Consider the following 24,392-nt stretch of genomic DNA (forward strand, 5'->3'; position numbering starts at 1 on the left):
AGCCCAGAGGCTGCTGGTTCTTTGCTATTTAGAACGTTCAATGCAGATTTCTATTTATGCTGCAATTGCTTCCTTCTCAAGAAATAGAGGAAGATACCAAGGGCAATCAGTGCCAGACCCGTCAATTGGATAGGGAGAAGGCTGGACTCGCCCGTCTTAGGGAGCATCTTCCCGGAGTTCCCTTTCGTTGACGCGCCCTCTTCACTTGGCAGGACATCAACGTCTACTGTATATTCAACCTCGTTCCCTAGCGCATCTGTAACCTTGATCTTAAAAGAATCTGGGCCTACGTAGCCTTTATCCGGCGTGTATACCCAATTTCCTTTGGAGTCTACCGTAACTTTGCCGTTCTTAGGTTTCTCGCTAATTTTCGGCGTGCTGTTCTTAGGAACTTCAACCTTGCCTTTGATCGGTGTCTTATTTGTGGCTGGCACCTTATCCGTTGGCTTAGTTGTCTTCTCCGGTTCAGGCTTAGGATCTGGAACTCCCGGTGTTGGATCCACAGGCTGAGTCGGATCAGTCGGATCCGGATTCTCACCAGGACCAACTTCCTTGTCCGGATCTACTGGAGGCTTAGGAGTCGGATTCGGATCCACTGGAGGAGTACCCCCGCCACCGCCGCCGCCATTCCCACCACCGGTGGTTGGTATTCTATTGTTTATCTTCTCTACGAACACAGTTTCTGTCTGTTTATCCGTAATTTCAAATGGTACCGGTGTCTTATCCAATAAGAACCCTGCAGGTGCTTTGACTTCGATGAGCTGATATTTGTTCGGCTTCAGGTTATCTAAGAAAAGCTCTCCATATTTATCTGTTGTCAGTTTGGACTCATCGATATCCGCAACTTTTTGATATAGATAGTTTCCTTCCTGATCAAAGAGAATCGATTGCTCCCATAACTCGAAAACGGCGCCCTGGAGCTTTAGATTTTTACCAGAGTCGTATTTGGTTAACTTAACGGAGCGGTCGTTCTCCTTATTCTCAATCGTCTGGTTTGTCTCCGGCTGAATAATGGATACCGCGGTCTCAGCCTGCTCAATGACGAAGCCATCGGCCTTGGTCTCAACCAGCGTATAGTTGCCGTATTTCAGATTCTCAAACACGATTAGGCCGTCCTTATCGGTAACGCCTTGACCGACAAGCGTATCGGAGCTGTCGCGAAGCTCGAATTCAACGCCTTCAATAGCCGACTGATCTTTGGCATTCACTTTGGTTACGATTAGTTTTGCGTTGGAACCCCATACGTTAGATTTAGTTAATGCTTCGATTACGGTTTGATTTTCGACAATGTCGAAGGTGATAGGTGTCGAATCTAATTCATAAAATTCCGGAGCCTTGATTTCAACCAGTTGATATTTCCCTGGCTCTAAATCACCTTTTGCAATTTTGCCGCTATCATCTGTTTCTAGAACATCGATAGGAGTACCATTTGGAAAACTGCTAGTGATTTGATTTAATACGAATTTTGCCCCTTTTAAGGTCTTGGTGGAATCGACAGAGTCCACCTTCGTTAATTCGAACCCTTGGCGAATAATCTCATTAACAACCTTAAATGGCTCGTCAGAATCTTTGAAGTAGATCGTTTTTCCGATAGCATATTCAGGGTCTTTAATATAACCGCTAGGGGTAGAAACTTCTTTTAAAATATAGGGCAAGCCATCGGTACTGTTGAGTCGGTAATTTCTAGCTGTCTCGGCTTCGCCATTCTCGTCAGTTATAAGTGTCTCAAGTAAAGTAGTGCTCGATGCGTTCCATAGCTCGAATACAACATCTTTAATTGGATGGTTCAAATCATCTACCTTCAGAACTTTCAGTTTTCCTGTACCGGTAGAGGCTCCTCCACCTGCTCCGGCGAGGGAAACTTTAATGCCTTCCTCATTGCCTTCACCGATGAACGAGATTGATATACCGGAAAATTCGGCTTTATTCTTGAGTCTTTGGCCAGTATCCGTATTAATAAATGATTCATATTCAAGAATATATGCTGTCTTTAATTCCTTCTTGAATGTGAGAGTGATGGTATTCCCTTCAGCCTCCAGCTTAAAGAAGTCATTGTCATTATTGCCATCTTTATTAAGCTGAGCTCCTTTCTGAATATTTCCAGAGTTGTTGGCAGGAAGATTCGTTTCATACAGCTTCAAAGAATCGGCTAATAAAATCTGATTGTCAGATAAGGTATCTGTTAATTCGGAACCCGCTGGAATATAAGATTGGCTAGGATTCATAGTAACTGTCCACAAGGCTCTATCGGTTTTGTTGACCTGGGCTCCTGTTTTATAGAGCAGTTTGCCGCCGTGTTCAGGTGTCACTGTAGCTTCTTGACTAAAGCGCTCCGTATTTCCATCAAATAGCGCTGCACTATTGGAATACTCACCTTCAACCTTGAAGTCGCCATTAAGGCTCGTTTTATATTTGATTTGATAGGCCACTTCGCCAATGTTGCCTAGCTTCAATTCGAAGCTTTTGCCATCAGTAGCTAGGTCGAGCTGATAATCTGTAACAGAATCGCCTAGAGATACTTGATTATTCGAAGTATTTAGAATAAGCTTATTAATTTCGAAGGAATCTGCTATATAAGTCTGATTTCCCTTTAAGGAGTCGGTGATGATCGCATCCTTCACATCAAATAGATTGTAATTGGCAATAATCGTCCACGTAATCGCCTTGTCTTTAGCGCGATATTCGCCCGTTTTTCTACCGTTGTTATTGGTATAGTCCTGAGGTGTTACAGTGGCTTCTTTTGCAAGACTTTTCTGGCCATTTATATCTGTCCATGTCATTGTTGCTATGTTTTTATATAGCCCTTCTTCCGGTTTGCCCGCTTTAGGATCAAATGATGTTACATAAGTGATGGTTACTGTATCTTTGATTGTTTCTCCACTCTTGAGTTCAAGTGTGAATCCTTGGCTATAATCATTCGACTGCACCAGCTTAAAAGGAGAATGATTTAATTCCTGTCCATCAACTCTGATACTATCTTCGAGCAGCGCCATATGTCTGCCCGCGTAATCGTCTTGGATTTCAATTTTGGACATTTCGAACTTATCTTCATTAAGAACAAGCTCCCATTCAATCTCCTTTTTATTAAAATCCTCACGTATTACATTCTTTTTGAAGATCCGTTCATTAAGCCATTTATGATCTGATTTTGTTATTGTTCCGAAAGTCACGGAGTTGTTAACATATTGACCGCTGTAAATACGCTCCGTTATTTCCGTCTGATATTCGATGACATAAGCCTCGGTGATCTCGTTATTAAACTCTAAAGTGAAACCTGTTTCGAATCCAGAGGCATCTTTTAAGATTTTCAAATCGTATTCGCTCTCGTTGATTAGAGCATCACGAGTAGCGTTGCCATTATCATCAATGTCAACTTTGTATACATTCACTTTGTCATTAACTAGTTTGAGATGGACCCCGTTTGACGGTCCAAACGTGTCCTCAATAATAGGCTTGCTTATCTTTTGCTGGTTATAGTTATATTCGATAGACCAATCGACGATCCACTTGGAGCCAATAGGAGCAGGTTCCCCAGCCCTTTTGTTCAGAGGTTCATTGAAACTTATTTCTATGCTGCTTGGTATACTTTCCGAGTATCCGTTATCTCCGGTGAGTGTAGCGGTGTTCGTGAAAGGTCTTTTTTCAAACGGTTCTACTGTTGGAGCTTCAACGCTTGTCTTGTAAGTTACTCTATAGGCTTTATTAATATCCCCTAGATCAATAGGGAATGCAGTCTCAGTTCTTACATTATTAGTTTCCTTTAAGGTTCCATTTAAGAGAACTTCCATCTCAGTGATCGTAATGTCACCTTTGATCTCCAAGCCATCTCCAAGTTTATCCGTGAGCTTGGCACCTTTGATCTCTTGCTCTCGTTGGTTGAACTCGATCGTCCACTCGATTTCATCGGAGTTGAATTTATTTTTGTTGGCGACACCTGATTTCTTAAGCTTATTATCGGCAGTGTTGGCAAAATTCACCGTGATATCCTGCTGACCAACAGAACTGAAGTCAATCTTATGCTGCAGACTTTCTCCAAGCTTGGATTGATCAAATGACAGCCATACGAAGAATTGCCCGTGTAGTTGATTTCCACGAATTTGATCGTTAAATGTAAAGATAACTTGTTTGTTTTCAGAAACGACATATTTTCCAACGCCGCCAGTCAAGTCGCCTTTTAGTTCATACGGTATGGCGAACTCCCCGGGAAGAGAAAAAGTGTAGGTTGATCCATCGTCGTATGCATGCCGATCATCCGGTAAAGACCAGTCATAGATAATGGCTACTTCATCAGAAGGTTTAGGCCGAACATCCTGGATTTCTTTACCCTGTACAATAATCGTTCCGTCATCTTCAACAATGGGCTGCTGGTTATAAATTTTAACACCTGTAATCAGATTCTCTGTAATCTCAATTCCAGTGCCAAGGAGCGCGGTCTTGCCATATACATCATCTGTCACACTCTCTTGAGTGACTATAGCATCTTCGGTCTCACCCTCAGCACGAGTGATTGAAGAAGGGAGTACGATATTCAGCATTAGAATTATAGCTAGAAATAAAAATAATGGTCTTCTGAACTTCTTCATAGTTAAGTGATTTCACCTCTTCTTAATTTGTATGGTTCTGAATCACGCTAAGGCTAAGTATCTCGATAAACTCACAATCTACCTCCCTTGCTGGACCTGTATCCTAATAAGCGGCAGATATTACTTCGTGGATTACGCCTACAGGAAGTGCGGGTACCCCAAAAACGATGTCGATTCAGGTCGATGCTTATCTAAATTACTATAAAATAGGTCACTGAATATTTTCTAAATATTTGTCTTATAAAAAAACAAAAGCGATGTCATTCCCCTTGGTGGGAACCACATCGCTCAAATTAAGGTTAAGATACTATATTGATCTACTATATTTCGAATACCAATCTATTAACTCTTTGCTCGGGGCAACATCGAATTCCTCCCGCAGCTTGTCAGTGAGGATCTGAAACATCTTCCTGACTTCAACTTGATGATTTAATGTCGAATAGATTTGCATTAATCCGAAATAGCCATCCTCCATATGGGGTAATTTATCTACGATTCTCTGGTATAGTGATATCGCCTCAGTATACATTGCCCTATGTAAATAGAACTCAGCGATCTGCTTAATATGGGCCAGCCAGACTAAGCGAAGACGTTCCTGCTCGTATTCAGCCCATGCATAGCGATGGTCTGCGAGATAATCTCCTTGGTACAGCCCCAGAATTAATAAATGCTGTTCTATAGTCTCGGTTGAGACTGGCGGAGCTTGATTCACCTGGGATTCCCAGGCCTCAACATCTAATCGCTGGTCCCCTAACAACAGACTGTACCCGCTATCCTTATACTTAATCTCGAGCTCAATCTTTGCTTCCTTGAGCACCTTGCGAATCTGATATATTGCTGTATGTAATTGCGCGGTTGACTTCTCAATATCGTATTCCGGCCATAACAAGTCGATCAAGTCTTGCTTGGACACGATCTTATCATGGTGATAGAGCAAATAAGCGAATAACTCCGGTGCTTTCAGTGTTCTCCAGGCAAAATACTGCGTTGCTCCATTAGCGTCAATGTAATGGATACTCTGTAGGCAGTTAAGCTGGATCGACCCGGCGGTCTTCGTGCCGGCAGAGACTTGTAAGGAAGATGCTATGCGTTGTAGGGTGATGATTAATCTATCCTGACTTACGGGCTTCAATAAATAGTCGAGCGCGTTGATCTCAAAGGCCTTCAAGGCATATTCCTGAAAGGCGGTGGTGAATACGATTTGAATATGCGGCTGGATATTCAGCAGTTGATTGGCCAATTCAAAGCCATTGATCTCCGGCATCTCAATATCCAGGAAAGCCAACTGTAGAAATTGTCGTTGGGCCAATTCAAGAGCTTCCTGGGGATTCATATAGGAACCGATGATTTCTATATCCTTGACCACGGTCTGTTCCTTCAGCAACTTCTCCATTTTAAATATAGCAAGGCTTTCATCGTCTACGATAATTACCTTCATTCCCATCTCTCTCCCTGCACCTCTAATCAATGCTTCCTCCATTCTAACAAGCGCATGTCCGTATGTCCAAAGCAGATTTAATCGATAGGTAATTAATCTATCACCATGTTAGGCTCAGTGATTAGCAGTAATCAACTCCCATCCGAGGATTGCTCCTATGGCGTCAATCGGTGTATGGTTAAATTAAATAGATATCATGCTGACTGATGATTTCCTGAATCGGGAAATGTAATATGAAGATAGTGGATTATACGCTAAGAAGGGCAGTGAGTAAAATGGCGGAGTTAAATCCTGAGACGGTTATACAACTTCTTAACCAGCAGAAGAGCATCATTAACAGGGGAAAGACCGGATCACTGGAGTTCAGGCTGCAGCAGCTGCAAGCATTGAAGCGGTCTGTCCAGCAGCATGAGCGTGAGATTATTCAAGCTTTGCATCAGGATTTACGCAAGTCAGAGTTTGAGGCTTATTCGACAGAGATTGGGTATTTGTACGACAGTATTGGTTATGTGATGAAGAACCTGCATAAGTGGATGAAGCCGCAGCGCGTTCGTAACCCGCTCGTTCACTTTGGATCTAGAAGCTATATATATTCGGAGCCTTACGGCTCGACCTTAATCATTGGGCCATTCAATTACCCATTCATGCTCGTGATGGACCCGTTGGTTGGGGCGATTGCGGCTGGAAATTGTGCGGTAATCAAGCCTTCAGAATATACGCCGCATGTCTCAACGGTCATCTCCAAATTAATTAGCGAATGCTTCGATGAGTCTTATGTACGGGTCATTCAGGGAGGTCAGGAGACTACCTCTACATTACTGCAGGCTCCATTTGATATGGTCTTCTTCACGGGGAGCGTGCGGGTCGGCAAGATTGTGATGAAGGCCGCTGCCGAGCATCTCACCCCGGTCGTATTGGAGCTTGGAGGCAAGAGTCCATGTATCGTCGATAAGAACGTAAATCTGGATGTAGCAGCACAGAGAATTGTATGGGGGAAATACTTGAATACAGGGCAAACCTGTGTGGCCCCTGACTATGTGCTTGTTCATAAGGACATCCGTGCACCATTAATTGCGAAGATGAAGGAATATATCATTTCCTTCTACGGAACGGATCCACAGTTAAGCCCGGACTATGGTCGCATCGTCAATCAAGCGCATTGGGAACGTCTAAACGGACTATTGGAAGGGGCTGTTGTAGCAGCAGGAGGGCAGACAGACCGGGAGGATCTATATATTGCGCCTACGTTGCTTGATGATGTGAGTTGGAGCGACAAGGTGATGGAGGATGAGATATTCGGTCCAATCCTGCCGGTGTTGGAATATCATAATCTGGATCAGGTGATTGAGGCGGTGAACTCCAGACCGAAGCCGTTGGCGCTGTACTTATTTACGAATGATAAACAGATTGAACAGCAGATAATGAGTACAGTATCTTTTGGAGGAGGATGTGTGAACGATACGATTATGCACTTAGTCAGTCCCTATCTCCCATTCGGTGGAGTTGGCTCTTCAGGAATTGGAGCCTATCATGGGCGGCACAGCTTCGATGCCTTCTCGCATAAGAAGAGTGTGCTGAACAGGCCGACACGAATTAATCCGAGCTTCCTGTTCCCACCTTACAATGACAAGAAATTAGGACTTGTGAAGAGGTTTCTGAAGTAACAACAGTGGCCGTTTGTCTGAATGAGATCAGGCAAGCGGCCATTTTGATGTTTACAGTGTAAGAAATGTTTTCGAATTAAGAAGCCGATCCACTAGGGTGAACCTGACGAATCTGATGAACTCGAAGAGTCCGACGAATCTGCAGAGTTTGATGAACCCGATGAACCCGAAGAGTCGGATTTCCCTGCCGAGTTTGAAGAACTCGATGCCATTGATGAATTCGACGAACTCGATGAGTCTGATGGCCCTGATGAACTGGACGATTCTGAAGAGCTCGAGGAGTTTTGTGAGTTCGACGAATTCGATGAGTTAGATGCAATGGCTCCGTTAGTTGCCATGTTACGGATCATATAAGTGAGCAGCATGACAATTGGCAAGAATACAGACAGTACCATGGTATAGGATATCCATGTTGTGCTATCCCAGCTTTGCTGGAATGAGACATTAGGGTAGGCAATCTCTGACAGGCTCACCAGGATCATACCAAGGGGCATAACCAAAGGACGATAGTTACGCAGATTGAATATATAAGTTAAGCTGATAGCTGTAAAAAAAATATATATCGCGACTCTGATGAATAACGTGGTATACCACATAATTCCCATAATGACTTCAATCCGCTGCAGGAAATTGCCGATATTTATTTTTTGTGCTAATAGATAGCTCGGGTACATGCTGCTGGTAATAATGTCTGGCCCGAAGACTAATATAGATAGAGCAACGATCAGAGTGATGGCCAGCCCTCCCATAGCACTCCCTATGAGCAGAGCTCTCCGTGCTTCCTTAGGCTTATTTACCGCGGAGGAATGGAATATAAGCAAGGTGATATGCGGCAGCAAGACGGTCGCCATGAAATCCAGCGAGCCGGACCAAATCGGCCTCATCCCATCCTCCATCAACGGAAGTATATTTTCTGTCTGCGTCTGGTTCAGGATAAGGATGACAAATGAGATGAACAGGATAACAAATGGGAAGAACATTAGCTCGGAGGAACGGGCGATGGTCTCAAGTCCAAGCCTTGCACCCATGATAATCACAACGATAAATAGAATGTTGATAGCCTGCGTTGGAGTCTCTGGCATGATCTGCGTCGTTATAAAATTACCGGTGTAATAGAGCGCCGGGGCTGGACCGGTTAGAAATAGGCTCACTACGACTGATAAAGCGACCAATTTGCCTAACCATTTGCCGAAGATCGCCTCCATCATCTGCACTAGGTTTAACTGGGGATAAAGCTTAGTTAGCAGGTTGAACATGCACAGTATCAAAATTCCGATAGCTATCCCTACAAGACAAGCGATCCACGCGTCCTGCCTCGCTATCGCAGTCACACTGGATGGAACGATGAGTATACCGCTGCCGATGGTGAAGAAGACGGTCAAGGTCGTCAGCTGTCGTGCCGATATGTTGGATTGGCTATATTTGTTCATCTATTTCACCTCTGAGACTGGATTAGCCCAATATGTTCCAACAGATGATTGAGCGGAGCGAGCAAGGTTGTCAACGCATTAAGCGGTGTAGGGATATTCTGGAATATATTTACGATCACGTTCATCGTGATGCCAATGAGCAAGAGGATAGAGAATACCCATAGATCTTTGGTATATTTGCTCTTGATTAGGTAGGGGACATCGAAACGTATAATCAGCGCGGTTACCCCCAGAATCATCAAACTGTAGAGCATAGTAGACTACTCCTTCATATTTTTCAGAAAAGAATCCTTAATCGTACCAAGTCGTTGTATCTTGACAGATACACTGATGTTTACAGGCAGATTGCGGAAGTAGCGCTCATCCCAATCATGTCTTAGTTCCTTCCATGCACGCGGATTAGAGCGGTGGATGACCTCGCCGAAGCCGAAAATATCTACGCCATACTTCTGTTGAACGGTACGGATAGAGTCTTCCATAATTGATTTGATTCGCTTATTCAGCAGTTTTTCGATCATCTCGATCGTTTTGACATTTAACAGGTTCAGATCTTTACATTCAACATCAGCGATATTACCGTTAACTTGAACGTTAATATCTATTTGCGGCTTGCCTTCGATAACCTTGCCGCGCGATTTGGTCTTGGAACGGATAACCTCGAAGGAGAGCTTGCCTCCATCTGGGCATTCGGCATGTTCCATCGTAGTTTTAATATTATCGCGGATGAAATTGTAACCTTTGCTCTCGTCTTCATTGAGCCAGCCAGCGACCTTATCTCGCTTAAATGCTGCGATTCCTGTAAATTTAAGCTGTGTTAGTGTATCGATTCCCTCGACATTCTTCTTCTTCGCACCAGTCTCAGGGTCCCCCAATATACGAATTCCGGGAAGTACAGGCTGTTTACCGTCACTAAGAAGATCGCTGACCATCTCATTCAGAGTTTCCGTCAAGCTGGGGGCCCAGGTCTTCTCCGAGGTCTCCAGCGAGGCGAACAATTTATTGGCCGGGATCTTCTGCAGCGGAGTCATGATCTTGAGTGCGTCTTCCGCGGATGCATCTCTTACAACCGCCAGATAAAAGTCGGTCCTCATCTCGTGATCCCGCAGCAGGAAATCAAGTGCTTCGCTAACACCGCTATCAGCTAAGGATTGTCCAATCAGTACCATTCTTAATTGGGCGACATATATTTTACGCGGACTGATATTGCTGATTCTACGGAGAGCCTCGGAGACCGTGTGGCCTGTGGCCTTATATAAGGTGGCTGGGGATTGGCCCCCTCCCTTGCCGTTGGCTACCTCACCGGGGTTGACAACTTGAACAGATACCAGATATCCATCCCCGTCCGTATCCAGACCCAGTCCGACGGCAATGGCAATTTCATTCAATTCGCGGCGATTCCAGCATCCTGTCAAGAGTGTAGACGCTATAAGAAGTAGAAGCAGGCAAGCTGTAGATCTCTTCATAGCCTTGGTAGGCCACCTTTCTATCTTGGCTTAGGAGGCTTCTGTCCCGAGTTTCGAGATTGTCGCCGGATATTCTTCTGATTGATAAGCCGTGGACGCGTAATCATGAAGCGATGCGGGAGCCGCAGGAGGGTATCCTTATTATCGCTTGGAACGAACGGACCGAACGGAGTCATATACGGAACACTGAATGTGCGTAGACTGCAAAGGTGCAAAATAATCGTCGTACATCCGACAAAAATGCCTACCAACCCGAATGAAGCGGCCAATCCCATGAGAGGGAATCGTAGCATACGGAAAGCGATAGACATATTGTAGGAAGGCAGCACGAAGCTGGAGATCGCCGTAAGAGACACAACGATAACCATAGCAGCTGAGATGAACCCGGCTTGAACGGCGGCTTGGCCTATGACCAGAGTGCCTACAATGGAGACTGCTGCTCCGATATATTTGGGCATCCGTACGCCGGCCTCGCGCAAGATCTCGAAGGTCAGCTCCATCAAAAGCGCTTCGATGAAGGCTGGAAAAGGCACTGCTTCACGTTGCGAAGCTAGGCTCATCAATAAGGAGGTCGGAATCATCTCCTGATGAAACGTCGTCACCGCAATGTAGAAGGAGGGGCTTAGCAGAGAGATGACGAGACCTAAATACCTTAGCATTCGGATAAAGCTGCTGATATCGGCACGCTGGTAATAATCCTCCGCCGCATGCATGAAGGAGACGAAGGGGGCCGGTACGGCCAGCACAATGGGAGTGCCGTCGACGAAAATGGCGATTTTCCCCTCCAACAATTCGGCGGCGATGACGTCTGGCCTCTCCGAATTATAAACCGTTGGAAAAGGAGTCATTGTCTCATCCTGAATCAATTCCTCGATATACCCAGTCTCCAAAATCGAATCGATATCGATTTGGTCCAGTCGGGCATTCACTTCTTGAACGATCTGATCGTTAACGAGACCTTTAATGTACATAATCGCAACATCTGTCCGCGAGACATGGCCAATCTGCCGTGATTCCATCCATAAGGTGGGGTCCTTAATCCTGCGCCGTACCAATGCCGTATTCGTGCGGAGAGATTCGGAGAAACTTTCGCGCGAACCGCGGACGACGTTCTCGGATGAGGTCTCGGAGACACCGCGATCTCTCCACCCCCGGACACTGGCCGCAATAGCAGCAGCCTCCCCATCTACAAACAGGATGGCATCGCCGGACATCAGGGAATGGAACAGCGTGTTGTAATCATGCAGATCATGAATGTCGCCGAAGGTGAGAGCACGATCCTTAATCAGTTGGAGTACGTTAGAAGTGTCAATCTTCTCCTTATCGAGCTGAGCCAGAGCCTTCCCTTCAGGCTGCATTATCGGTTCCATAATATAATCATTAACGACTGAACCGTCGCACAGCCCATCGATGAATAGCACTGCGATGAGCTGGTCATTTGCCGGGCTGAAAGGAAATTTTCTTATAATCAGATCAGTGCTGCTGCCGAGTGTGTTTTCAATGAACTTAACATTTTTATCCAGACTTTTATCGATTGGCGGAAGCTTGGAATCAAGGTCTGTTTCTATTTGCTGTGTTTGCTGGGAATTTTGATTGTTCTGTTGGTTCTGTTGGTTCTGCTGGTTCTTTGTCTGCAGGGTTCCGTTACTGCTAGAACTGCTGTTGTTATTGTTGCTCTTACCGCCTTCAGTGGTGTTGCTTTTATTACCGTTGCTACTGCTATTACCGTTGCTACTGCTATTACCATTGTTACTGTTGGAGTGACTATTGCTGTTGCTGTTAGTGGAACTATCGCTTTTACTATTACTGCTGTTGCTATTACCGTTGTTGTTGCTGTTGTTGGCGGCGGTACTATCGCTATCGCTATTGCTGTTATTGCTTCCACTATTACCATCGTTATTTTGAATATTGCTATCATTATTTGTTAAGTTGTTCTGACTATTTTTATAGTTTTCATTTTGTTGCGTTGTTTGCTGCTCATTTTCACGTTTCTGTGAACCTTGATCGGTTTGAGCCCCTTGTGCATTTTGCGCATTCCCGAGTTCAAGAATGTCCAGTGTCTCCTGATTGCTCTGGCTATCCTGAATTAGCTGATTTTTCTGGCTATCTTGGCTTTCCTGGTTTGAATTATTTTCTTGCGCATTCGCCGTTTGGTTATTACTTTGATCCGCTTGGTTCTCAGAAGATCTATCATTCTCCCGCATTTCCGGCGTTTTTTCAGACTTTTGGTCGGCAGAATCGGAGGATGCTTTTATTTGATGAAGGCTTTTTCTTTTACGCATGCGCATGGTGTTCACCCTCTTACGTTATATTAGCAATCATTATTGCCAATGAGAGTGAGCGATAAACTATAGTCCAAGGGCGATCGTTCGTCCGACAAAATAAAAAGCAGGCCCAAGGAGTTTCAATTCCCGGCCTGCTTTTTTGCATATCATATTTTTCTCAAAGTTCGATGGATTATAGCTTAACCCAGGCAACCAGTCCATCTGGCTGATCCGGATCGATACCTAATTGCTCAGCTTTACTCAGGGCAACGATCTGCGGAATGAAAATGAATGGAATACCGCGTGCCGCTGGGTCGAGCTTGTTCTTGGAAACGACGGCAAGGTCAACGTATTCAGAGGGGATGACTTCTGCCTGGTCCGCGAAGGCGATAATTTGTGCCCCTCTGTTCTTAATATCGCGCATGAGCTTGCTTTGGTGCTCCGTTCCATGCTCGGAGAGTGCGGCGATCACCAAAGTATCTTCGCCTATAGTGACCATTGGACCGTGTCGTACATCGAGCAGATGGAAGGAATGAGCCTGAATCTTGGCGATCTCCGTCAAAGCGATAGCCCCTTCAGAAGCGAGACCTTGCAGTTCTCCATCCGCCAACAGAACCGCGTTGGACCAGTTGAAATCAGCTGCGCTGCGTATGCTGTTCTCTACGGTATTCATATAGGCTTCTCCCTGATGAATTGCGGTCTGAAGATCTGCGATCAGCTTATCATCCTCGCCTAAGAATGCGCCAAGCAGCAGATTGGCCATATACAGATTAGTCACTGTCCGGGTCTGGCAGACACTATGGTCGAATGCCCAAGGTAGTTCCAAGGCAAAATTGGACTGCTTCGAGAGCGGTGAGTCGCTGACGCAGGACAGGGATAATACCGGAAGATTGCTGTCATTACCCTCGCGGAGCAGACGAACAGCTTCGACGACTTCGCTGGTGCTACCGGAGCGTGAAGGGGCGACGAGAAGTGTATTTCTCAGCATAGGGCGGTATTGCTCATAATTCAGCATGAGATCGCCCCCGGCCAGCGCATAAGCAGGCAAGCCAGTCCGCAAGGTGACGGACATCGCAGCGGAGCGGCTAAGACAATAGCTTGAACCACAACCGACGAAGGTGATTGAAGTGATAGCCTGGGCTTGAATGAAGTCAATAATACTTTGTCTTTGGCCCATCATGTAATCATAGGTTTGTTGCAGGGCAGCGTATTGCTGCTTGATTTCACTATAAGTCAAGCTCATAGACGCTTAAACCTCCTATAAATTAATTCGAATGATCATTCATAGCTTATGAGGACAGTTTATATCAATGGAATGATTATTTCAATCAAAATAATATAAATATAAATCATAAAAGTTAATTTTTTATCATAATATTCAATATAAAATCAATTTATAATCAAAAATATATTGATTTACTCCATAAACAAGAATATTATAATCATAAAATGATCGAATCAATCAAAATACACATCAATGATATGGGGAGGGTGCATCTATGAAGTCCAGCTCGATTCAAATTCATCACGCTCGGATCCTTACGCCCCGCGGCTGGATTAACAACGGAAGCCTATTCATCAAGGATGGAGAGATTGTCGGCATAGATCGCGGTGATGGAAGTGGAGTAGAGAGCAGCGGACAAATGGTCATCGCCGAAGAGCCGTGGATTCAGCTTGATGCGGGAGGAAGGATGCTGCTGCCTGGTTTCATCGACTTGCATGTTCATGGCGGCGGAGGATACGACGTTATGAAGGGGAGCGCTGATGAGCTGTATGGGATGTGTCGTTTCCATGCTTCTAGAGGCACTACTTCATTATTGGCGACGACGTTGACCGCATCGCATGAGGAGATCATCTCTGCACTGGAGGCGGCGGGCGGTACGGTTCAAGACTCTGATCGTGAGCCGGACGGCGCTCATCTTCTGGGGATCCATTTGGAAGGGCCATTTCTAAATCAGACAAGGTGTGGAGCACAGAATCCTGACGATCTTCGTGAACCGTCCATAGAGGAATTTGAGAGCTTTTGGTCCGCTTCCCAAGGGACGATCAAGCTGATGGCTATTGCCCCTGAGCTTCGTTCTGCAGAAGAAGTGATCATACACGCAGTTAGTAGAGGGGTTACGGTCTCATTGGCTCATACGGATGCGGATTACGCGACGATGAAGAAGGCCGTGGAGTGGGGAGCAACGCAGGTTACCCATCTGTTCAATGGCATGCGTCCGCTGCATCATCGGGAACCTGGCGTTGCCGGCGCAGCGCTTATGCTGGATGAATTAGCGGTGGAACTAATTTGCGATGGCTATCATGTTCATCCTGATTTGGTCAAATGGGTGTTTGACATCAAGCCAGAGGGTAAGGTGATCATGATTACGGATAGCATGTGCGCTGCCGGCTGTCCGAATGGAGAGTACTTGCTCGGCAAGCTCCCGGTTCTGATGCATAACGGTCAGGTTCATTTGAAGCTGGCTGACGGATCTTTAGGAAGCTTGGCAGGAAGCTCGCTAACTATGATTGATGCCTTATCCAGAACTGTAGCATTTACCGGCAAGGAGATTGCTGACATTGTTCCTGCGCTGACCATTCATCCAGCTACCCAGATTGGCGTACAGGATCGGAAGGGAACGATCGAACTGGGCAAGGATGCGGACATCGTCATCATCGATGAGGAGTTTCAAGTATATCAGACCTATGTTCAGGGGCATCGGGTCTACGATGCAACAAGCCGTTAGAACCTAGCAAATGAATCGTTGAAGGGAGCGAAGTTCATCTATGAGATATGCCATCGGAGTCGATGTGGGGGGTACCAATATCGTCTGTGGATTAGTTGCTGAGGACGGGAGCATCGTCGCCCAGCGGAAGTACCCTACCGCCGCGCACGAGGGCCCCCAGGCCATTCTGGTGAAGATCGGCAAGACGATTGAACAACTAATAGAAGAGACTGGCATACCCAAGGAGCAATGTATCTCGGTGGGGATGGGAATCCCCGGACTGGTAGACCCGGTGCAAGGCGTCAGTATGAGAGCAGTCAATCTGAACTGGCGCGACATTCCAGTCGCTTCCAAGTTAAGCGAGCTTACCGGCAAGCCGGTCTATATCGATAATGATGTGCGCATGTATGTCTATGGAGAAGCGGTAGCTGGAGCAGGCAGAGGTTATGACTATGTATACGGCGTTACGATCGGTACAGGATTGGCTTCGGCGTTTGTACAGCACGGCAGCTTGCATTATGGGCATCGTTATATCTCCGGGGAGATCGGGCATGTTCCTGTAGAGCATGTGGATTTCCTGTGCAACTGCGGCCGGATAGGCTGCCTGGAGACGGTTGTATCGGCAACTGGCATTGCCAGACAAGCGCGAGACCGGATTGCAAAGGGAGAATCGAGCCTGCTTCAGGATTGGCTTCCCGATCCAGCGGATATTTCGGCGAGCGCCGTATCCAAAGCCAGTGATGCTGGTGATGCACTGGCTCAGGATGTTCTGGCCCAGACAGGAAAGACATTCGCCAGAGCACTGGCCTGGGCTGTGCCGTTGCTCTCGCCGGATGCCATCGTGATTGGCGGAGGCGGAGCACTGGCCGGGGAAGCGCTATTTACCCCGATAAGACAGGAGCTCGATCGCCTGCTGCTTCAGGATTATATCGGCCAGTTCGTCATTAAGCCGGCTGAACTGAATGACCATGCCGGCATTATCGGAAGTGCTCTATGGGCACTTAAACGTAGTGACATCTAGACCTAATCATATCAATACAAACCAATTCAATCATAAATTTAGGAGGACTTATTATGCCACTTATTTCGTCTACTTCCATGCTTCAGCAAGCAAGAGAGAATGGTTATGCGATTACCGCTTTTAATGTTCATACTTTGGAGATGCTGCAGGCTGTTGTCGAGGCTGCCAGCGAGACCAGTTCCCCGCTGATTATTCAATCAACTGTGGGGACTGTTAAGCATTTAGGACCTGAATATATTGCAGCTGCAGCTAAGGTTGCAGCGGACCAGACTGGCCTGCCTATCGCTCTGCATCTCGATCACTGCACAGATTTCGCCACGATTATTCAATGTATCCGGGCGGGTTATACCTCTGTCATGATCGATGCTTCGATGCTTCCTTTTGAAGAGAATATACAGCGTACGCTTAGTGTCATGGAGGTTGCTGCCGCGGCAGGTGTGAATGTGGAGGCTGAGCTCGGCAAGGTTGGCGGTGTAGAAGATGATATCGTCGTAGATGAACGCGATGCAATGCTGGCTGATCCGGATGATTGCCAATTATTCATTGAACGGACGAAGGTACTGACATTGGCACCAGCGATCGGTACAGCGCATGGTATTTACAAAGGGGAGCCTAACATCGATTTTGAGAGAATTGCCAAGATTGCAGAGAAGGTAGAGGTACCTCTCGTTCTTCATGGCGGATCGGGTATTCCGGCTGAGCAGGTACGCAAGGCGGTCTCACTCGGTATGTCCAAGATGAACGTAGCGACAGAACTGAGAATTGCATTCTCTGATGCGATCAAAGAAGTCTTCGCTAAGTCCCCTGAAGAGAACGATCCGCGCAAATATATGGTTCCGGCAAAAGAAGCCGTGAAACGTCTGGCGATTGAGAAGATGGAATTATGCGGATGCATCGGTAAGGCGGGAACTTTAAAATGATCACCACTGTCACCTTGAATGCGGCGATTGATAAAACCTATTATGTTCCCTCGTTCATTCCTGGTGAAGTGCACCGGGTCGCTCGGCAAGTTGCTGAACCGGGTGGTAAGGGGAACAATGTGGCTAAGGTGATACGGTTATTAGGCGGTGAGGTGACAGCATCAGGCTTTATCGCTGGCAACAATGGGGCATTCATTGAGACTGGGATGCAAGCTCGAGGAATTCATACGGCATTCATTCCCGCCACCGGGGAATCACGCGTATGTCTAAATATCATGGATGAGGCCAATGGGATGTCTACAGAGCTGCTGGAACAAGGTCCGGTAGTTGGACGGGCGCAACTCGTACAGCTCAAGCAGGATTTGCTTGAACTGGCGAGGAATTCAAGCATTGTCGTCTTGTCCGGAAGCTTGCTCCCGGGAGCCCCGGCTGAACTGTATGCAGAATTGATCGGTATTGTGAAGGAAGCAGGAGCACGGGCATACCTGGATACAAGCGGGATTGCACTCAGTGCGGGAATCGAGGCGAAGCCGCATTTTGTGAAGCCGAATGAGCATGAATTGGCCGTTTGGCTTGGTAAAGTGAGTTTAACCGAGAATGAATCCATCGAAGCGGCTAAGAAACTGTTCGACGAAGGTATTTCACAGGTATGTGTCACATTGGGCGAGCGAGGAACGATTGCTGTTATCGACGGACAAGTGTTCCGTATTACTCCGCCTTCGATTCAGGCGGTGAATACAGTAGGCTGTGGAGATTCCTTTGTAGCTGGCATGGCATTCTCGGAGGCGCGTGGGGATGCGCCGGTGGACAGGCTGCGTATCGCAACGACTGCGGCTGCGGCCAACGCAATGTCGGAGAGAGCAGGGCATTTTGAGGATGATGTGTTTAAGCAGTATCTTCATCAAGTGAAGGTTGTGCCGCTGTAAGTTGCCGCTTGCATTCTTGTCCTTCATCCTCCAAAATTATGTTAGAATTGTTGACGGACCATAAGTGTATTAGAGGAGAAGGCTATGGAAATTTCTAAGACCGGACTTCGCAGAGCGAAGATTCTGGAACTGATCAAAGTGAGCGGTAAAATATCGATCCAGGAAATCATCGAAGCCACAGGCTGCTCGGAAGCGACGGCCAGACGCGATCTTGACTCTCTGGAGAAATCGGGAGAGATTATCCGTACGATTGGCGGTGCCATCTATGATGGAGATCGTTCGATGACTTCCGAGGTGTCCTTTGCTGATAAGCGCTTCTCCCATCTTCAGGATAAGGAACGGATTGCCCGTATGGCGGCTTCATTAGTTGAGGAAGGCGATGTGATCGGTCTTACTGGTGGCACGACGACGTTCTTAATCGCCAAGGAGCTGAGGAAGCATCGCAATATTACGATTGTTACCAATGCGGTTAATATCGCTGCCGAACTGGTCGATGCGGAAGAGATTCAAGTAGTTGTGACAGGCGGAGTCATGCGTACGAAGAGCTATGAATTAATCGGGCCGCTGGCTGAGAGTGTAGTTGGCAGGATCAACATTACGAAGATGTTCCTTGGTGTGGACGGGGTGTCTCAGGAGCATGGATTTACGATGCATTCCGAGCTGGAGTCGCGGATCGCCCAACAGCTTATTGAACGCTCCAGTCAGGTTTTCGCTGTGTTCGATGACAGCAAGCTGCAGAAATCGGCTTTGTTCACGATTGTTCAGCTCTGCCAAGTTACAGGGATCATTACAAATCGGTTGCCAGAGGGATGGAGCATGCCTGAATGCGGGGAACGCCAGATTGAAGTTCATATCGCAGCGAGTGAAACGCAGTCGGGTCGCAGCTAACGAAACTACAGATCGTTTGTCTTCAATAGCGATACCTAATTTCGTTAGAGTGGGACAATATAAACAGCGGGATTGCCATCAGGCAATCCTTTTTCATTTGTGTGGGTTATCCTGCCTAAATGCATAGAAAAAGACGTGATTTTCTAAACTACGGATATAGAAAAATAAGGTTTTTTGGAGTATGATCCAGTAGAGTCAATATGTTCTTGTAAATCAGTATTCACTCAGGAGGGGTAATATGAAATATCGTACACTTGGTAAGACAGGGTTGGACGTATCCGTGATCGGCATCGGAACCTGGCAGTTCGGTGGAGAATGGGGAATTCAATTTACTCAGGATGAGGTGGATGCTATTCTCGATAAAGGCCAGGAGCTCGGTATCAATCTGATTGATACAGCGGAGTGCTATGGCGACCATTTGTCGGAATCCTTCATTGGCAATTATATCGGACGCCGTAGGCGCGAGGATTGGGTGATTGCTACGAAGTTTGGACATCATTTCCATGAGCGCTTTACTCGTACAGATGTATTCAATGCTGCCGATGTTCTCAAGCAACTGGATGCTTCTCTAAAAGCATTAAATACAGACTATGTAGACTTGTATCAGTTCCATTCGGGTCCGGATCAGGTGTTCGATAATGATGATCTATGGACGATGCTGGATAAGCAAGTACAGGCTGGTAAAGTGCGTCATTTGGGCACCTCGATCGGCAGCAATGACAATCTGCATCAGACTGAACAATCCACTAAAGTGAATTCGCAAGTGATTCAGGTCGTATATAACCGATTGGATCGCAAGCCAGAAGAGCGTGTATTCCCGTCCTGCGAGAAGCAGAATTTGGGCGTGCTTGCACGTGTACCGTTGGCTAGCGGATATTTGAGCGGTAAGTATAAGCCAGGTGCTGTGTTCGATAATACGGACGTACGCCATCGCCATGATCCGGAGAACACTCGCCGCAAGCTGGAAGAGGTAGAAGAAATTCGTCGCAATGAGGTTCCTCAGGGCGTTGATATGGCCCAATGGGCATTGGCATGGTGTCTTAAGAATCCGATCGTATCTGCTGTAATTCCGGGCTGCAAGAATCCGGCGCAGGTTGAGTCCAACGCTGCGGCAGCCCAGCTCCTATAGTTCCGCGTTTGTCCGAACTGAATCAAGGAGTGGCTTGTGCTGGGACGCGACTCGTTGAACCATGAATTTATAAGAATCGGTGTGATCGTTGTAATGACGTGGCACCGATTCTTTTGTTATTTTAATAGAGAGCAGGCATTCTTCGACGATAAAAAACAGACAAAAACCTTTAATATTTGGGAAAAATTGACGAAAACGTGATTTTTTTAATTGACCAATGTCAAAATTAGCCTTAATATTAAATTATAGTTTTTTTTCAATATTATGGATTTGTGGTTAGTCATTACTTCCATAAGGGGGTGAATCCTTTTTGATTTCCACCGTCACGATTCGCGCAGAATTAGAAAGTTACATCAAGAAGGAGGGGATAACACTTCATCAATTTGCTGAACTATCCGGAATTAATGTGGGTACCCTAAGCGGCATCATCAACGGGAACAGGCCAATATCGATTGGACAATTGGATCTGATTACCGATGTTATGAGTCTTCCGGAGGGCAGCTTTTATGAGATGTATGTGGATGAGAGCTTTGCATCAGCTGCTCCTCATTGGCGTAGATTACGTCCCTTTCTGCTTCGTTGCGCGGAGCTTCGGAGACATGATTGTATTCAAAAGGTGCTTGAACTCCTCATTGAAGATATTAAACAGGTAGCAGGCATTTTTGAAACGGCGGAAATCATGTTTGAACAAGGTCTGAAAAAGGCAGCTATTCTTCTGTATCAATGTGTGATCGAGAGTGAAAGGTCAAGTCATAGTGAACGTCTAGCTATCAGTTATTTCAGGTTGTTTCAAATCTATCAAAAGGATAACCATCGGAATTTTACTGCTGCGGCCCAATTTATCCCTTATCGTCACAGACTACCGGAAGCGCTGGTTCTTGATGGATTAGTAATGCTGGTAGAAATGTACTATGTGAATAAAGATTGGGAGGAAGTCGAGAAGTATACGGATGAATTATGTAACCTGACGGAGATCCTTTATACTAAGCGTCGTTGGGAGAAGCCGGATTTCAAACCTTCCCGATCATTGGTCTATTATTATGGTATAGGCTATCTCTATAAGGGTGCCTGTTATGAGTTTCGAAGAATGTTTACTGAGTCCAGAAAGTGGATTGCTAAATACGCTGATCTTAGTTGGTTCGAAAGCTCGGATCAGAATATGGCGGTAGATGTAGAAAGATACAGGATGTTCGCACGTGCTAATTTGCTCTCCATAGATGTGAAGGAAGGGAAGGTATCAAGAATTCCTGAATACATTCAATTCTTGAAGGAGAATCCAAGCGAGGTATTGGAAGGCTTGATTACCTTACTAGAATCAGCAAATCGGCATAAGTTTTTCGTGGACGAGCATCTCCAGCAGTTCTCGGATGAGATTAAGTTCTATCTCCGCATTAGTAAACAGAGTCAGGATGATAATAATTCACAAGAGTTTGTTTACAAAGAACAAGTTCATACATTCCGCTGTTCCTTATTTTTTCAGAAATATGCGATTTACTGTTTTCGGAAGAAGATGCTGTCGGAGGGAATCAAGAATACCCTGGATAGCCTCAAGTACTCTATTCAGATCAACAGTAAGAGCATGATGGCGAACAGCATGATATTATATGAATTCTACAGAGACTATACAACTGAAGAGCAACAAAAAGCTTATATTAAATTATGTGAGGAGGCGTGGGACAATGAAGAAGAGTTTAGTATGGATGACTATGCACATTCTCTCCGTTAGCGTTGTTGTTGGAGGGGTTATCACAGCTTTCACTCATGGCGCTGGTTACTAAGATTAATGTTAGATCCTAAGAAGAATCGGCTCAACTTGAGCCGATTCTTTATTTTTTTAACCATAAATGGAATTTTTTATTGTATGCACAAACGATCAATATGCATTATTTAGCAACACACCCTAAAATATAACATAGGGTGATTGACAGTGATTAGAAGAGAGACTATAAGAACTATTATTGAGCAGGAACGAGAGGAATTAAACCGACTGGCAGCGCAATATGGTTTGTTGGACAAGCGCGTGCTTGAACAATCTATAGAGCTCGATGAATTGATAAATAAATATAATAAAGTCAGGTATTATGACTCTCAGAAGAAGAAGCCGATTGCATGAGCAAAATGGCTTCTTTTTTGTTTTATCAGGAATGCGAACTTACAGGAGTTTCTATACATTTCGCATTGGGCAGAATATTAAAGTGCGTGTTCAGAAAAGGTTGACTCTAAAGGATCTGACATTCATATTATCGGCTAATGTTTGCAATTATGGAGGCACAAAATGCGTAAAGTATGGTGGAAAGAGGCTGTGGCATACCAAATCTACCCCCGAAGCTTCATGGATTCCAATGAAGATGGTATCGGCGATCTGCAAGGGGTTATTTCCAAGCTCGATTATTTAGAGGCTCTCGGGATCGATGTCATCTGGATCTGCCCCATTTACAAATCTCCGAATGATGATAATGGTTATGATATTAGCGATTATTACGATATTTCGGATGATTTCGGGACGATGGAGGATTTCGATGAGCTGCTGGAGGAGTGCCATCGCAGAGGCATCAGGCTCATAATGGATCTGGTTCTGAATCATACTTCAGATGAGCATCCCTGGTTCATAGAATCCCGTTCCTCACGGGATAACCCTAAACGGAATTATTATATTTGGCGTGACGGCAAGGATGGGGCGGAGCCGAATAACTGGGAATCGATGTTCAATGGGTCTGCATGGGAATTCGATGGGCATACGGAGCAATATTATTTGCATCTGTATTCTGTAAAGCAGCCTGATCTTAATATGGAAAATCCGGTGGTGCGTCAGGAGTTAATCTCTATGATTCGTTGGTGGCTGGATAAGGGGATTGACGGCTTCCGAGTGGATGCTATCACACATATCAAGAAGCTGCCGGGACTGCCGGACATGCCGAATCCGAAGCATTTGCGTTATGTTGATGCGATGACGGGTCATCGTAATGTTGAGGGGATTCATGAATTTCTGCAGCAATTCAAGCGAGAAGCCTTTGCTGATTACGATATCATGACGGTTGGAGAAGCGAGCGGGACACCGATCTCAGAAGCGGATAAGTGGATAGGCGAGAAGAATGGCGCGTTCAATATGATCTTTCAATTTGAGCATGTCAGTCTCGATTTTGGACCAGAGGGGCGCTGGGATTGTGGACCGTGGAGCCTAGATAAGCTGAAGCAGATTATGCAGAAGTGGCAAATTGGACTGGACGGGGTCGGCTGGAATGCTCTCTATTTGGAGAACCATGATCAACCACGCAGCGTGTCTCGGTTTGGTGATCCCGTAAAGTACCACAAGGAATCTGCCAAGATGCTGGCCACATTCTACATGTTGATGCAGGGCACCCCCTTCATTTATCAAGGGCAGGAAATAGGCATGACCAATGTCCACTTTCATAATCTTAGCGAATATAAGGATGTTGAGATTTATAACTATTATCGAGAACGACTGATGGATGGTCAGGATATTGAAGAGACGATGCGCAGGATTCGATTTCGGGCTCGTGATAATGCGAGAACACCGATGCAGTGGAAGGATTCCCCGCATGGCGGATTTTCCGGCGTAGTACCTTGGATTCGCGTCAATCCTGACTACCATTGCATTAATGTGGAGCAGCAGTTGACTGATCCTGATTCTATACTGAATTACTATAAAAAATTAATCGCTTTGCGTAAATCAAGCAGGACGCTGCTATACGGCAAATACGGCAGCTATATGGATAAGCATCCGGATATATTCGCATATGCCCGCTCTCTGGGAGACGAGGTTTATTTGATCGTCCTTAATTTCTACGGAAATACCCCGGAATTCAATATACCTCAGGAACTGGGCGCGTATAAGCGCCATATTGTACTATCCAATTATGAGCAGGATGACAGCCGCCTGAATTATAGCTTTGTGATGAGGCCTTATGAAGCGCTCGTCTACAAGTTACATTAACAA

17 protein-coding genes are annotated in these 24,392 nt (G+C 45.8%); 10 read left to right on the plus strand and 7 right to left on the minus strand.

Going from position 1 to position 24,392, the window contains the following annotated elements:
- Positions 1-50 precede the first annotated feature (50 nt).
- Entirely contained in the window at positions 51-4,583 is a 4,533-nt protein-coding gene (locus ABD014_RS20350) for a collagen binding domain-containing protein (RefSeq protein WP_343864273.1), read from the minus strand.
- Positions 4,584-4,890: 307 nt separating this feature from the next.
- Complete coding sequence (locus ABD014_RS20355; protein WP_343864275.1) at positions 4,891-6,021, minus strand: response regulator; 1,131 nt, start codon at positions 6,019-6,021, stop codon at positions 4,891-4,893.
- Positions 6,022-6,254: 233 nt separating this feature from the next.
- Between ABD014_RS20355 and ABD014_RS20360 the strand changes: the two genes are divergently transcribed.
- Positions 6,255-7,685, plus strand: a complete 1,431-nt coding sequence (locus tag ABD014_RS20360) for an aldehyde dehydrogenase (protein ID WP_343864277.1) — start codon at positions 6,255-6,257, stop codon at positions 7,683-7,685.
- Between the two features lie 92 nt (positions 7,686-7,777).
- On the opposite strand, the gene ABD014_RS20365 is transcribed toward ABD014_RS20360, so the two are convergent.
- The 5 genes from ABD014_RS20365 to ABD014_RS20385 form a co-directional block, all read right to left on the minus strand.
- Positions 7,778-9,115 carry a GerAB/ArcD/ProY family transporter gene (locus ABD014_RS20365; RefSeq protein ID WP_343864279.1) on the minus strand — a complete coding sequence of 446 codons (1,338 nt, stop codon included), beginning with the start codon at positions 9,113-9,115 and terminating at the stop codon, positions 7,778-7,780.
- Between the two features lie 5 nt (positions 9,116-9,120).
- Positions 9,121-9,369 carry a hypothetical protein gene (locus ABD014_RS20370; protein WP_343864281.1) on the minus strand — a complete coding sequence of 83 codons (249 nt, stop codon included), beginning with the start codon at positions 9,367-9,369 and terminating at the stop codon, positions 9,121-9,123.
- 6 nt (positions 9,370-9,375) lie between these two features.
- Positions 9,376-10,578: a Ger(x)C family spore germination protein gene (locus ABD014_RS20375; RefSeq protein ID WP_343864283.1), complete on the minus strand. Its 1,203-nt coding sequence runs from the start codon at positions 10,576-10,578 to the stop codon at positions 9,376-9,378.
- Between the two features lie 20 nt (positions 10,579-10,598).
- Positions 10,599-12,146, minus strand: a complete 1,548-nt coding sequence (locus ABD014_RS20380) for a spore germination protein (RefSeq protein WP_379338689.1) — start codon at positions 12,144-12,146, stop codon at positions 10,599-10,601.
- 889 nt (positions 12,147-13,035) lie between these two features.
- Entirely contained in the window at positions 13,036-14,085 is a 1,050-nt protein-coding gene (locus ABD014_RS20385; protein WP_343864285.1) for an SIS domain-containing protein, read from the minus strand.
- Positions 14,086-14,341: 256 nt separating this feature from the next.
- On the opposite strand from ABD014_RS20385, the gene nagA reads away from it, so the two are divergent.
- The 9 genes from nagA to ABD014_RS20430 all read left to right on the plus strand — a co-directional run bounded on the left by nagA (position 14,342) and on the right by ABD014_RS20430 (position 24,389).
- A complete protein-coding gene (gene nagA, locus ABD014_RS20390; protein ID WP_343864287.1) occupies positions 14,342-15,571 on the plus strand; it encodes an N-acetylglucosamine-6-phosphate deacetylase in 1,230 nt (409 codons plus the stop codon).
- Positions 15,572-15,611: 40 nt separating this feature from the next.
- Entirely contained in the window at positions 15,612-16,571 is a 960-nt protein-coding gene (locus ABD014_RS20395; RefSeq protein ID WP_343864289.1) for an ROK family protein, read from the plus strand.
- Positions 16,572-16,624: 53 nt separating this feature from the next.
- The gene (fba, locus tag ABD014_RS20400; RefSeq protein WP_343864291.1) at positions 16,625-17,491 is read left to right on the plus strand and encodes a class II fructose-1,6-bisphosphate aldolase; all 867 of its coding nucleotides are present in this window, start codon (positions 16,625-16,627) and stop codon (positions 17,489-17,491) included.
- Entirely contained in the window at positions 17,488-18,417 is a 930-nt protein-coding gene (locus ABD014_RS20405) for a 1-phosphofructokinase family hexose kinase (RefSeq protein ID WP_343864293.1), read from the plus strand. The genes fba and ABD014_RS20405 overlap by 4 nt, the downstream gene beginning before the upstream one ends.
- An 84-nt stretch (positions 18,418-18,501) precedes the next feature.
- Positions 18,502-19,305, plus strand: coding sequence for a DeoR/GlpR family DNA-binding transcription regulator (locus ABD014_RS20410; RefSeq protein ID WP_343864295.1), 804 nt, complete (start codon positions 18,502-18,504; stop codon positions 19,303-19,305).
- A gap of 238 nt (positions 19,306-19,543) precedes the next feature.
- Complete coding sequence (locus ABD014_RS20415) at positions 19,544-20,434, plus strand: aldo/keto reductase (RefSeq protein ID WP_343864297.1); 891 nt, start codon at positions 19,544-19,546, stop codon at positions 20,432-20,434.
- Between the two features lie 310 nt (positions 20,435-20,744).
- Positions 20,745-22,160, plus strand: coding sequence for a helix-turn-helix domain-containing protein (locus ABD014_RS20420; protein WP_343864299.1), 1,416 nt, complete (start codon positions 20,745-20,747; stop codon positions 22,158-22,160).
- Between the two features lie 201 nt (positions 22,161-22,361).
- Positions 22,362-22,547: a Spo0E family sporulation regulatory protein-aspartic acid phosphatase gene (locus ABD014_RS20425; protein ID WP_343864301.1), complete on the plus strand. Its 186-nt coding sequence runs from the start codon at positions 22,362-22,364 to the stop codon at positions 22,545-22,547.
- 162 nt (positions 22,548-22,709) lie between these two features.
- Positions 22,710-24,389: a glycoside hydrolase family 13 protein gene (locus tag ABD014_RS20430; RefSeq protein ID WP_343864303.1), complete on the plus strand. Its 1,680-nt coding sequence runs from the start codon at positions 22,710-22,712 to the stop codon at positions 24,387-24,389.
- Positions 24,390-24,392 lie beyond the last annotated feature (3 nt).

It is taken from the genome of Paenibacillus motobuensis (assembly GCF_039521865.1).
Lineage (GTDB): Bacteria > Bacillota > Bacilli > Paenibacillales > Paenibacillaceae > Fontibacillus > Fontibacillus motobuensis.